Raw genomic sequence first — 12,513 nt, forward strand, 5'->3', positions numbered from 1 at the left:
AAAATCTAAATTATCCCGTTGAATTGGCGTAGTTAAGTCGAAATTTGCGGTTCATCTACAGGCTGTCGTCCACTTACCACAAGCATAATTACAGCAACAATGATAAGTATAAAGCAGAAGATAAATGAGTATCGGTAACCCACAATGCTGGCTACTCCACCACCAACAAGACTACCAATCAGCCTGCCGATAGTGGATGAATTCGAATAGAGTGTGGAAGCATATCCCGGCATACTAGGCAGCAGGTCCTGAATGTAGCTAATTCCAATCGCAGAAATGACCGCGACAAAAACAGCGAGCAAAATTTGTGCTGCAAGCATTTGCCACATCTCGTTCGAGATAAGGATAACGAAATAATAAGCTCCTCCAAAAATAGCCCCGCAATACACCAAGATTCGGTTACTATACTTTGCACTAAGTAGACCGAGTACAATCATAAAGGGAATTTCCAGCGCAGCACATATACTGCTGACTAAACCGACATGACTTGTCGTTCCCCCAAGATTGTTTGTAATAAAGAGAGCCGTGTTTATGGTGCTCATCCAATGAGCCGTATACATGAGTATCATAATGAGAAAAGGAATTAGAATATCCCGGTTTTGAGCCAGTCGGAAACTTTTTATATTCGCTTCAGCATTACTGCTCTTCATTTCTGTGTTTGATTTGAGAAACAGGAAAACAAGCAGAGCTACGAGCAGGAAAGCTCCGATCGTCCCCAAAAAAATCCCCTTAAATCCAATAGCAGTGAGTAATAAAGTGCCGATTAAAGGACCTGTAATAAAGCCGAGAGAGAAAGCAGAACGCAAGGTAGAATTAGCAAACGCACGCTCCGTAAAATGACTCTTTATCACTGCTTCTCTGGAAATAGCGAACAACTGGGGCATCCCTAGTGCACCAAGGGCAGTAAACACAGTCATGTAAATGAACAACATCGGAAAATCTTGAATGAACAAGTATCCACTAAAGGCCAGGACATTAGAGAGAGTAGAGAAAAGATAAACGTTCTTCCGATTCAAGCCGAGGTCAGAACGTCTCCCGATTAGCGTACTGATCCATATTCCTGCAATTAGTGTAACAGCTAGATAAAGACCAAACATTCCAATGGATACGCCAAGCTGTTCCGTGAAATAAATAGATAAAAAGGGGGTACTGAGTGAAATGCCCATTCCCTGTAATGTCATACACATAAAGAGTAAAGCATACGAAGGAATGGAAAACAAGCTGATGAATCGATTGATCATAGTGTAAAATTACTCCTCAGAATTTGTTGTTGTGTAACCACCATGCATGACCTTGCTTTATCTCGTCTAAGTGCATTTTACTGGTGAATTCTTCACATCCACTTTGGGAAGCTAATAAACGCTCACATTCATGGCTGAATAGAATCAATCGTACATCTTTATTATGTACTAAATGACAACACAAACAATATAACATTCGTGCCAAATGCTTGCCTAAACCTACCATAGACTCGTGTGAGTATACAGTAAATTAAAGGCATTTCCCGGAAAAAGGAGGTTCCCTTTTCACTATCAACAGGTTGTTATTAAAGAGATACATAGTCATTTCTAAGACAGTACATGTGGAGCATGATCGAAGGCCTCATTCTGCTGTAAACTATGCTTGAAGCCACCAAAAATCTCCTTTTACAAGATAGGGGGATGAGCGTTAAAGTTAACGCAATTAAAGACAGGCGATAGATTTAAAAAGATGAGATGAGCACCAAAGGAAGGGATGCCCATGATAAAAAAGTTGAGGTTTCAAAACAAATCAGGTGTACTCAAATCAGCTTTAATTTTGTTTTATAAAATACACAGATGCGAACTCCCTAAGTTACCATATTGTTGTTAGAAACTTTTTCTAAAAAATGTCCCTTTAGAACTACCTAGTTTGTTATACATATATCAACTTCATCGCGAATACCTGGGAGGTGTCTTAAAGAAACATGGATGAGGAAACTGAATACAGAATTAAAAGAGTACGAGCGGGCGAAATTCAGGACTACGTTAGCCTGAGGTTAATTTCTCCGCCTGGCTCTACAAATTGGCCTATCATCACTACATAAACATAATCCGTCGAAAAAAATGCAACAGAAATGGAATTTCAGATTAATGGCTCAAGATCAATCTACCATTAGTCCTGCTGAAATGCTGGATAGCCAACTCTTTAACGAACCACTAAGCCGGGCGCTTGAGAAACTAAATGTAGTTGAACGGAACCTATTGATTCTGCGCGTTTTTGAAGAAAAATCGTTTGCTGAAATTGCTGGAATTCTGAATAAAAGTCCCGATGCCAGGGATAAGGAAACTAATTACGTTACTTACCATCGAATTGGATGGAGGGACGCTAGGTAAAGAGGATCTGGTCAAAATAGCTGAAGAGATGATTACATCTCGTTAGTGTTCTAAACAACAAACTCAAATACAAAGTAAAGAGTGAGTACAGATTATCTAAGCAACATTCGCCGATCTCAGTCGGAGAGCACTTTTGTTCAACATTAATAATCTTTCTTACCCTTGAATCCAATCCATAGTAACGGTAGAAGATTTGCTTGGCTCCAACATGGATGCTCCACCTAAATAGGTATCCCCGAAGATTCCTTTTTGATAAACTTGGCAAAAAGTTGACTTATAGACGGGATATCTAACTACAATTCCAGTTTTTTGCCGAGGAAGGAAATTCACTGGAAATGGGCGAAGGCTTTACAGTCGCAAGTCAGTTATCAAGATTCGCAAAAAGGGAAGAAACTGGATAGAATTCCAGTGTAGACCGATTCCGTCGGAGCGATTCTCCATTTCGTCCACAGGTATGTATGGTGACGCTATCCTAAATGTTTACCTAAGAACGGCAGGAACGACCTATTCGTGGTCAGAAGAGGCACAATGAACGCGTCTAATTTTTCAAGCTAATACGCGCTTTCCTCCTTTTCTGCACACCCTCATATTCGATTACAGCAAAAGGCCACCCGCAATCATTTGCGCCAGCGGCCTTTTTTTCTTGGCCTTGTTGTGCGGCGACACAAAACAAGAAGCAAAACGCGAGCAATAGGTGTATATTTCCAATATAATCAAATAGGCGGGAATTGTACATTTTTTCGGGGAAAGATCTTTATTATGTGTATAGGAAAGAATAAGCGGGGCTTATACAATAACATTAGAGATTGTAAACGCTTGCTTTGAATTCTGAGGATGCAATCAATGAATTACCGTAATCGCTGGATACTTGAGCGCTATTCTGAACCGAGCGCGGGAATGCCTACATGCTGGACGATGAAGCGCCTCCCTTGTTGGCTTGCCTCAGCCAGCTGCTTCACCGGCGTCTACCTGGGGCTGCGCGCCTTGGGCAACGGTACAGAGAACACCAGCCCTAATTATGAAGGATTCTATTATCCAATACCAAAGGAGATGCCTTATGAATCAACAACAACTACCTAAGCCCCACCAGCCACTCGTAACCCACATCTTCACTGCGGACCCGTCCGCCCATGTCTACGAGGGCAAAATCTACATCTATCCTTCCCATGACCTTGATCATGACGAGCCGAGCAACGATAACGGGGACCAGTATAAAATGGAAGACTATCATGTCCTCTCGATGGACAACTTCGATTCCCCGGTGGTCGATCACGGCGAAGCGTTGCATCTGAGAGATATTCCGTGGGCCTCCAAGCAGCTCTGGGCACCGGATGCCGCTTATAAGGACAATACCTATTACCTGTTCTTCCCGGCACGGGATCATGACGGCATCTTCCGTCTGGGTGTGGCAACATCAGAGTCTCCGGCAGGCCCGTTCACGCCGCAACCAAATTATATGGAAGGCAGCTTCAGTATCGATCCGGCCGTACTGGTGGATGACGACAATCAGTCATACATCTATTTCGGCGGACTCTGGGGCGGCCAGCTGGAGAAATGGCAGACCGGCAGCTTCGTTCCAGATGCAGAAGGACCGGCTTCTGAACAGCCAGCGCTTGGACCGCAAGTTGCACTGCTTAGTGACGATATGCTGTCCTTCCAGGGCAAGCCTGCCGAGATATCAATTGTCGATGAAGACGGGAATCCGATTCTGGCCGGGGATGAGGAACGGAGATATTTTGAAGGCCCATGAATGCATAAATATAACGACTATTACTACCTGTCCTACTCTACAGGAACCACGCATAAGCTCGTATATGCGATCGGCAAGAACCCGATGGGACCATTCACGTTCAAGGGCGAGATTCTCTCTCCAGTTATCGGCTGGACAACCCACCACTCCATTGTGCAAGTTGAAGATAAGTGGTATCTGTTCTATCACGACAGCTCCCTGTCGGAAGGCGTCAACCACAAGCGCTGCGTTAAATATTCCGAACTGAAATACAACGAAGACGGAACGATCCAGAAGATCAATCCTTATCCGGGTGGCGAGTTAGCGGAAACAGATAGGATTACAAAATAAGGCATAACATGAGGCAGCTCCTGACGGGGCTGCTTTTTTGATAGGAGGATCAGTTGTGTTACTCAAACTTTGGAGAAAATCTCTGCTGAACAAAGAATATTTTACTGTGAGACTATGTGTAGAACAGGAGAAAATGATTTACAATGAACGATTCTATTTAATTCTTGGGTACGATTGACAATAGTAGATTGCATATGTAGCATTTGAATAGTAACAATTAAACGATCATAACTAAACGGAGGGATTTTCCATGGCTAAAGTAAACGTAGGCGAAGAGAATGCACAACCAATTGAACTGTATTACGAAGATCATGGCGAGGGGAAACCCATCATCCTTATTCATGGCTGGCCTTTGAGTGGAAGATCCTGGGAGAAACAAGTACCTATCCTGATTGAAGCGGGCTACCGTGTTATCACGTATGATCGTCGTGGTTTTGGTCAGTCTTCCCAACCTTGGGATGGTTATGACTACGATACTTTTGCATCTGATTTACATAAATTGATTTTGCACCTCGATCTGCGCGACGCTACACTGGTTGGGTTCTCCATGGGAGGCGGCGAAGTAGCTCGCTATATCGGAACATATGGAACGGAACGGGTTTCCAAAGCTGTATTTGCAGGCGCTGTTCCTCCTTACCTGTATAAGTCCGAGGATAATCCACAGGGAGGATTGGACGATGCAACCATTGCTGAATTCCAAAATGGGGTTAAGGGTGATCGTCTAGCCTTCTTGGATGGATTTACAAATAACTTTTTCGCTGCAGGAGATCGTACAGACCTTGTGAGCGAGCCGTTCCGTCTATATAACCGGGATATTGCTGCTCTGGCATCCCCTAAGGGTACCCTGGATTGCATTGCTGCCTTTGCTCTTACCGATTTCCGTCAGGACCTGGAGAAATTCAATATTCCGACCCTGGTTATTCATGGCGATTCCGATGCCATTGTGCCGCTTGAAGTCAGTGGACAACGTACACATGAATCTATCCCTGGCAGCCGGCTTGTTGTTGTAGAAGGTGGACCACATGGCTTTAATGCGACACATCCTGAAGCATTTAATGCAGCGTTGATCGAATTTCTGAAGAGCTAAGCTTTGATTAAAACTGGTTAGAAAAACATACGAAATAAAAAAAGAGCAGGACACCCTTTTGGAGTAGGGGTGTCCTGCTCTTTTAACGATTACAGAAATTCGACTGTATCATGTTGTTCCCGGACAATCCTGGTTGTATCAACCTTGTTGTGCAAGGAAGCGACCGCTTCTTCACTCCATGACGAACTAAAAACCAAACTCAATGAGTTATTATCAACGACTTTCCATACTGAAACACTGTCTGAAATTAATAGTACTTTGTATACGCCAACTAACCTGTATATTCTAATGAAGAGAGCTTCGTTCGAAGATAGAAGAAGACCACCTTAACCCTAAGTTTTGATAATTAATCTTAATCTAAGGCCAGGACATATGCATATATAAAAATCGAAGAGGTGAACAAATTAAAATATTTCCATTATATATTGCATGTACTTCAACAGCTGAGCTTAATACCGTTACTGAGTATGTAAATATGTCGAGGGGCAGGAACATGGTCCCTTTGAAGTCGCTATTTTAGCGACTTTTTTATTTTATCGGTACAAGTTCTTGTCCCAAGCCAAGGACAAGAACTTGTACCGATTGCCGGAATGGACAAGAACATAGTCCGATTACCGATTAGGCATAAACCTAAACGGTTCTTACCCTCGTTAATTCATTAAGCTAACGGGCAGGTTAGCTTAATAGGAACGTCCTGTGTGTGAGCTGCACCTTTGGGCACTATGTATGAAGCTGCGCGGATCTCGTCCGGATCGGAGAGAGCAGTGGCGTGCCGGTCGCCTGGGCTTCAGCTGTTCTGTGAAAATAAAGTTATAGACTGGCAGTCGGCATTAGCCAACGTGCAGGATAACGGAACCATTAGATGGACTTATTGTTCTCATATGATACAATATATCCCAGAAATATCTGTGGGTTAATGAAAAGCGCTGATGAATTAATAAGAGACCAGCACAAAAAAGTGGTAGTTTTATGGATATGCAATAGTCGCCGAATGGAACTTGGTACTAAAAGGAGGCAGGACACATGCTAGAAGAACAGGAAAAATTCGCGGGCGAAGGATATAACAGGTCGTACGCAATTGCTACGGGTATGCCGATTTTGAATCTTAGGGGTAGCATACCGCGTGAAGGTAACGGCCAACTACCGTTTCCTTGGGTGACAACGGGCATCAGGATTGATAAAGAGCAGATGTTGGAAACCGTTATGAAGCAAAAGACACTCGAGTATTTGTTTAATATGCAATTCAGTAAGGAGGAGATGACCGACCGCAATTTGGTTGTAGGCTGTTATGAATACAGGAATCCGCATGACAAGGAACAAATATTGCTATATGCGCTGGTTTCGTTGAAGGAATTTCTCGCGAGATACGGCGATGAACGGGCATCGGAGATTCTGATGCGAGTTGGCTGCACATACGAGAAGATTATGGAGGAATGCGATGAAGCCATTGAAGAACACTTTGCAGTGTTGCGCCGGTCACTTCATTTAAAGAATTTGAGGGACAAATATGATGTCGTTTACGAGTGGAGTGAAGAGGAAGGGGTAAAGAGGTACATAATCAGATACACCAAATCGAGTTATACGAAGATTAAAGCTAAATCATTCGAAGAGTTGACCAAACTCTATGATGAGCAACGGAAGAAGGATGCAAAGAAGACGTTCGCGATTCTGGAACCGTTAGAAGCATTTATGCAAGCCTAAGAAAATCGCCCCTTTACGGGGCGGTTATTCAACATTTCATCGAAAGAAGATTCGAGGAATATCCAGCGATAGAGAGGATTCTCGATAGTCGCATCGGAAATTGCTGACCCGTACGCCAGATATGGTCGAATGGGGACTGATGGAAGACGTTGATCCAGCCGATTATTTCGGCAAAACCATGGAGGTAGAACGAACGATTTAAGGCGATTGGATGCCTAGCGATTCAGGGAGAAATTCTGAACTGAATTTAGTCATGGAAAACATTAGCATAATATACAGCTGCTCCATGTGATCGGCTGCTTTTATTCAACTAACGGGCAGGATACTTTCAAGATTAGACGCGGTGAACCACACTAAAAGTATCGACGAGTTTATCGTCGTTAGCAACTATTAAGCAGGGTAATACAGTTTCTGGGTCGAATTTGGTTGGCGGTAAGTTAGAGTGGGGGAGGAATAAGATATGGAAAAGTACGGGAGTGACAAGGCACGTTTTCTAAAAGAAATAATGGATTTGATGGTACCCATAGAAGGCGGATCAATTGAACTACGCGATTTTCTTAATACAGATAAATGGCTTAGTACTGATTACACTTTATCTAACCCAGGAAGTAGTAAAAAGACTGTAACGTGGACTGAAGCTATTGAGCCATTCCATGTAATGAAGTATCCAGTAACACAGCAGTTATATCATTTTGTCATGCATGAAGAAAAAATAGAGCCGATTGTGAGTAAGCTGCCAATTACGGAAGTTTCGTGGATGGATGCTATTGCTTTCTGTAATGAGTTATCGAGAAAGCTTGGCAGGATGGAATGTTACACAGTTACAAACGAAAGTGAGAACACAATATATAACAAAATAGCGAATGGATTTCGATTACTGTCAGACGCTGAATGGCAGTATGCGTGCAAAGCAGGATCAACGGAATATCGGTATGCAAGAATTGATCAAATTGCATGGTATCAAGGAAATTCCAATGGATCTGTTCATAAAGTAGGACAGTTGCTTCCTAATCCATGGGGACTTTATGACTTGATCGGTAACGTCTGGGAATGGTGCTGGGATCTATATGATGCTGAACGATATGGGAACTATAGAGTTTTCAGGGGAGGCAGTTGGGCTGAAGTGGAGAACAATTGTGGTTCTACGTGTAGAAGGAAAAGCATGCCCATTTTCAAAATAGATGATCTTGGTTTTAGAATTGCACTTACAAATCCTTGAGAAAACGACACATCGAGTTTGCTCAAGTCGTTGAGCATACGGTAAGTGTTCAACTATCGTGAAACTATAGCTTACTGATGACTCGAAGGCAGCCGACGACTAAGACGGCTGCCTTAGCTGCGCTAACGGGGGCAAGGTAATTCAATAGGATATTAGTCTTTTATGGTAAGATTATAGAACAAGAAAAGATAGTTAATGTCGTCGTTTTTAGAATGAACAGTATGAAATTATAGGCCATGAAAGATAAAATAGCAGGATTGAAAAACTGCTGCGGACCTGTCGAGGGACAAGAACATGTGGTCCCCATTGAAGTCGCTATTTTAACGGCTTTTTTATTTTATCGGTACAAGTTCTTGTCCCAAGCCAAGGACAAGAACTTGTACCGATTGCCGGAATTGACAAGAACATAGTCTGATTGACAATTAGATATATATCTAAACATTGATCACATGCACTTTAAACTTCATTAAGTACCATAACACATAAAAATGTTCATATTGTTATGGACAACTGAATCAAAGAGAGGTTAAACATGGTTGGATGGGTATTAAAAAAGCGAAATATCAGACTGAAACTTGCTGTTGAGGACAAGAACATGTTACTATTTCCGGTTAGACGCATAACTATTCGTCATCTTGCCCTTCAATTCATTAAACTAACGGGCATGTTAGCATAATAAATTATCTTCATTTAGTGAAAACTATCCTTAAAAATCTGGGGATGAGGGTTTCAGAAATGAAAAGATTTATGGGATCATTGCTAACAGTCATCATTTTCTTGATGGTAATCCAGCCCATTTGTGCAAAGCCAAACGATGAACCATTGAAACGGCTTGTACTTACTTTGTTAGCTCCAAAAATACAGGAACAGATTAACCACTACTACAAAAATAAATTAACTGTATCACCTACGTTTACGCCTTTTTTGGATGGAACTGATGTAGACGTTAAATATCATTCTTCACATATTGATGTTCAGGTTAAAACTATCCCGTACGTAGGACCTCATTTAAATGTTGGACTCGACTCAATGAGGTTTAGTATAGATAACTCGGGATCAATAGTGGTTCTTGAGTATAAGCATATAAGGGATTATGACTTGCCTCCTAACTGGCAAGAAATTATTAAAAATCATTGAACTAACAAAGAAACTATAGCTCAATAAAGGCCCTTGTTACGATGGGCATTTATTGAGCTTACCAATGGCATTTGGCTAGGAAAATATCAGAGTGCTTCTTTTACTTTTTTTTATACAAACATCTATCTTGTGTTTTTTGGCGAGTATTTTATATGGATCATATGTTTAAGAGTGCTTTTTACCTCAGGCCAGTCGTTATCCGTAATGCTATAAAAAACATTGTCATGAAATCTACCTTGAGTATCCCGCCTATGCTTCCTAAATATGCCTTCTTTAGTTGCCCCAATCCGTTCTATCGCTCGCTGTGACCTTATGTTATAGCCGCTGATGGAAAATTGCACGCGGACTAGCGCTAATTGTTCGAAGCAATAATTTAACAGTAAAAACTTACATTCCGTATTTACACCTGTACGCCAGTAAGTTGGTGTTAGCCATGTCCAGCCGATTTCCGCATTTTGATTGATCATATCAATATCTCCGATTCTAGTGGTTCCAATAATTTTTTCCGACATGAGTTCGACGATGACGAAAGGGAGTTGGGTGCCATGAAGCTGGTTTTGTATGGCTTGTTCGATTAAATGCTTAATATCATCAAATGTTGCATTTTTTCTCCAAGTAAATTCCCATATGTTTGGATCCATCAGTGTTTCAAGTAAATCTTCTTTATGTTTAGATTCTAGGGGTAAGAGTTTTATTGTCTTGCCTATTAAAGTAACATTTTGATTCATGTCATTTACACCTCCGATTCCATTGTGATTCATTATCTTAACGTGGTGGGATTAGTATATATTTATTGGTATCGACGTTGAATGCATTAACCGTTGAATTATTGTACTTTCATGCATCACAAATTCTCTACAGGTGTTCTATTAAGTTCAACTAACGAGCAGGATAGTTTAGTGAAGGTGGGGGATAAATTCAGATAGAATTCAATAACAAAACCAAGTTAACTTAATAAATTTTAGTTAAAAAGGGAAGATCAATGTTGAAACGAATGCCCTTTGAACGTCCAACGGAGCATTATGACGAACAAATTTGTGAAATGTTAAAACTTCGGAAGCAGCTTTCAAATAACAATCCTGGTTTCCCGCCATTTGAATATATCTTTAAATGGGCTGAAACTTTTGAACTTTACGAGAATTTTCTGAAAAACGTTTTTGGAACATTGATTACCAGATAAGACATCAGGACTTGAATTAATGATCATAGAATATTGTAAGCCATTCAGTGACAAGAAGACGGGAACAAAGATTGTCTTTAGACTGGAATAGCTTCAACGAGCATCGATTAGTCTAACGTAGAAATGTTAGCTTAAAGCATCCTCGTGATCAACTGCGGTTTACAACTAGTGGATGATAATAGGGATCGTTGCAGATTTGCTGACGATCCTTTTTATATACCTTTAGGGACGGTAGAGAACGAAGAAATTATATTGGAGTGATAATGCCTGCCTCATTAAGCCAACGGGCAGGTTGCTTCAATCATGCCGGCAGTATCTTTTAGAAATCCACAAAGGCAGGAAAGTGTAGGAATTGTGTGGAATAAATATACAACTTTATCTTATTTGGAGGTTGTAAAATGGCGTTCCCGACACATATTGTGTATCTGCAGGCGGAATTGTAGAAGATGGAACTGGAAATATCCTTTTAGTAAAAGCTCATGACGATGGTTGGGTGTATCCTGGTGGAATAACTGAAGTAGGAGAAAACCTGATTGATGGCGTCATTCGTGAAATCAAAGAGGAAAGTGGAATAGATGCCAAGGTTAGCCATTTGATTAGTGTTGTTTCGAATACAGCAATCCATAAGTGGTATGACGGTGTGACTGATGTCCCTACGAAGGTCATGTTTGATTTTGTGTGTAAAGCTGTGGGGGGAGAGTTAGCTACTTCTAATGAAACGAGCGAATGCAGGTGGGTACCAAAGGAAAATGTTCTGGATTTGATTACTTTACCTGGAATCCGCATGCGTTATGAAGCTTATTTGAACTTTAACGGATCTGTGAATTATATGGAGTATGTAACTGCGTCAACGACAAAATTTGATGTCAAGTTTCAAAGGAGTGTTTAGTTGTAAGAGGGATAGTGTATTGAACTAACGGGGAACGGATAGCTCAATACAATTAAATGAACAAAAAACAGCCGATAACTGAACTGCACCCCATTTGTTAGACACACTAACAATGGAGGTGCAGTTTTTTTGCTTAAATTCAGTTTACATGAGAAATTGAAAGCCATTCATAGATATCAGAATGGTGCTGAAGGAGTCAAAAGTATTGCAAAATCATTACGGATAAATCATGAAACTTTACGTATGTGGATTAGGCAATACGAATATCACGGCGTCAAAGCTTTTGAAAAGAGCTATACAGCTTACACTAAGACATTTAAACTAGACGTACTCACCTATATGAACGAGAATGGGACGTCTCCAAATGAAGCTGCGGTCATATTCAATATACCCTCTCCTGGGATTATTAGAAAATGGCGTATTCAATTCAATGAGAATGGAATGGACGGCCTGAAATCAAAGAAAAAGGGGCGTCCACTCATGAAAAATACGAACAAAAATATGACGAAGAAGCTAGAACCTGCCGATGAATCAGTCGAAGTTCTACAAGCTGAATTAGAACGTTTACGTATGGAAAACACTTATTTAAAAAAGTTGAATGCCTTAGTTCAAAACAAGGAAAAATCACCAAACAAGACAAAGCGCAAGTAGTCTACGAATTAAGGCTTGAATTCCCGGTGGTTGCGTTGCTAGCGTTCGCTGAAGTCCCACGTAGCACCCTATTACTGGGTGAAACAGTTTGACAAGCCCGATCTAGACGCAGACCTGAAACTCCTTATTCAATCCATTTACGAGGAACATCAGGGGCGTTATGGCTATCGTCGTATCCGTGATGAACTAGTTAATCGTGAACACCGAATCCAAAT

Annotated in this window: 9 protein-coding genes and 2 pseudogenes; 9 read left to right on the forward strand and 2 right to left on the reverse strand. The window is 41.3% G+C overall.

Translation table 11 applies throughout. From position 1 onward, the window contains the following. Positions 1-32 precede the first annotated feature (32 nt). Positions 33-1,181, reverse strand: a complete 1,149-nt coding sequence (locus NST33_RS16370; RefSeq protein WP_339304015.1) for a sugar efflux transporter — start codon at positions 1,179-1,181, stop codon at positions 33-35. A gap of 903 nt (positions 1,182-2,084) precedes the next feature. Between NST33_RS16370 and NST33_RS16375 the strand changes: the two genes are divergently transcribed. The 7 genes and pseudogenes from NST33_RS16375 to NST33_RS16405 all read left to right on the forward strand — a co-directional run bounded on the left by NST33_RS16375 (position 2,085) and on the right by NST33_RS16405 (position 9,578). Beyond that, positions 2,085-2,354, forward strand: coding sequence for a sigma-70 region 4 domain-containing protein (locus tag NST33_RS16375; protein WP_221821461.1), 270 nt, complete (start codon positions 2,085-2,087; stop codon positions 2,352-2,354). Positions 2,355-3,411: 1,057 nt separating this feature from the next. Then, positions 3,412-4,434, forward strand: a pseudogene (locus NST33_RS16380) (glycoside hydrolase family 43 protein). A 250-nt stretch (positions 4,435-4,684) separates the two neighbouring features. Continuing rightward, on the forward strand, positions 4,685-5,521 hold the full coding sequence (locus NST33_RS16385) for an alpha/beta hydrolase (protein ID WP_145148156.1): 837 nt from the start codon (positions 4,685-4,687) through the stop codon (positions 5,519-5,521). 1,023 nt (positions 5,522-6,544) lie between these two features. Beyond that, on the forward strand, positions 6,545-7,222 hold the full coding sequence (locus tag NST33_RS16390) for a hypothetical protein (protein ID WP_260632769.1): 678 nt from the start codon (positions 6,545-6,547) through the stop codon (positions 7,220-7,222). Between the two features lie 460 nt (positions 7,223-7,682). After that, a complete protein-coding gene (locus NST33_RS16395) occupies positions 7,683-8,441 on the forward strand; it encodes an SUMF1/EgtB/PvdO family nonheme iron enzyme (RefSeq protein ID WP_221821463.1) in 759 nt (252 codons plus the stop codon). Positions 8,442-8,677: 236 nt separating this feature from the next. Beyond that, entirely contained in the window at positions 8,678-8,851 is a 174-nt protein-coding gene (locus NST33_RS16400; protein ID WP_221821465.1) for a hypothetical protein, read from the forward strand. 325 nt (positions 8,852-9,176) lie between these two features. Then, complete coding sequence (locus tag NST33_RS16405; RefSeq protein ID WP_221821466.1) at positions 9,177-9,578, forward strand: DUF3888 domain-containing protein; 402 nt, start codon at positions 9,177-9,179, stop codon at positions 9,576-9,578. A 122-nt stretch (positions 9,579-9,700) separates the two neighbouring features. Here NST33_RS16405 and NST33_RS16410 read toward each other — a convergent pair whose 3' ends face one another. Beyond that, positions 9,701-10,306, reverse strand: coding sequence for a GNAT family protein (locus tag NST33_RS16410; protein ID WP_221821467.1), 606 nt, complete (start codon positions 10,304-10,306; stop codon positions 9,701-9,703). A 912-nt stretch (positions 10,307-11,218) separates the two neighbouring features. Between NST33_RS16410 and NST33_RS16415 the strand changes: the two genes are divergently transcribed. Together NST33_RS16415 and NST33_RS16420 are read left to right on the forward strand one after the other, a co-directional pair. Continuing rightward, positions 11,219-11,647: an NUDIX domain-containing protein gene (locus tag NST33_RS16415; protein WP_313771464.1), complete on the forward strand. Its 429-nt coding sequence runs from the start codon at positions 11,219-11,221 to the stop codon at positions 11,645-11,647. A 129-nt stretch (positions 11,648-11,776) separates the two neighbouring features. Next, positions 11,777-12,508: pseudogene (locus NST33_RS16420) on the forward strand (helix-turn-helix domain-containing protein); the annotation flags it as partial. Between the last annotated feature and the right edge of the window lie 5 nt (positions 12,509-12,513).

Origin of the sequence: Paenibacillus sp. FSL L8-0435 (assembly GCF_037965655.1) — a bacterium.
Classification (GTDB): Bacteria; Bacillota; Bacilli; order Paenibacillales; family Paenibacillaceae; genus Paenibacillus.

Bases quoted from the DNA above. Each gene is read 5' to 3' on its own strand.
- NST33_RS16370 (WP_339304015.1), bottom strand. From the start codon at position 1,181: ATGACATTACAGGGAATGGGCATTTCACTCAGTACCCCCTTTTTATCT.
- NST33_RS16375 (WP_221821461.1), top strand. From the start codon at position 2,085: ATGCAACAGAAATGGAATTTCAGATTAATGGCTCAAGATCAATCTACC.
- NST33_RS16385 (WP_145148156.1), top strand. From the start codon at position 4,685: ATGGCTAAAGTAAACGTAGGCGAAGAGAATGCACAACCAATTGAACTG.
- NST33_RS16390 (WP_260632769.1), top strand. From the start codon at position 6,545: ATGCTAGAAGAACAGGAAAAATTCGCGGGCGAAGGATATAACAGGTCG.
- NST33_RS16395 (WP_221821463.1), top strand. From the start codon at position 7,683: ATGGAAAAGTACGGGAGTGACAAGGCACGTTTTCTAAAAGAAATAATG.
- NST33_RS16400 (WP_221821465.1), top strand. From the start codon at position 8,678: ATGAAAGATAAAATAGCAGGATTGAAAAACTGCTGCGGACCTGTCGAG.
- NST33_RS16405 (WP_221821466.1), top strand. From the start codon at position 9,177: ATGAAAAGATTTATGGGATCATTGCTAACAGTCATCATTTTCTTGATG.
- NST33_RS16410 (WP_221821467.1), bottom strand. From the start codon at position 10,306: ATGAATCAAAATGTTACTTTAATAGGCAAGACAATAAAACTCTTACCC.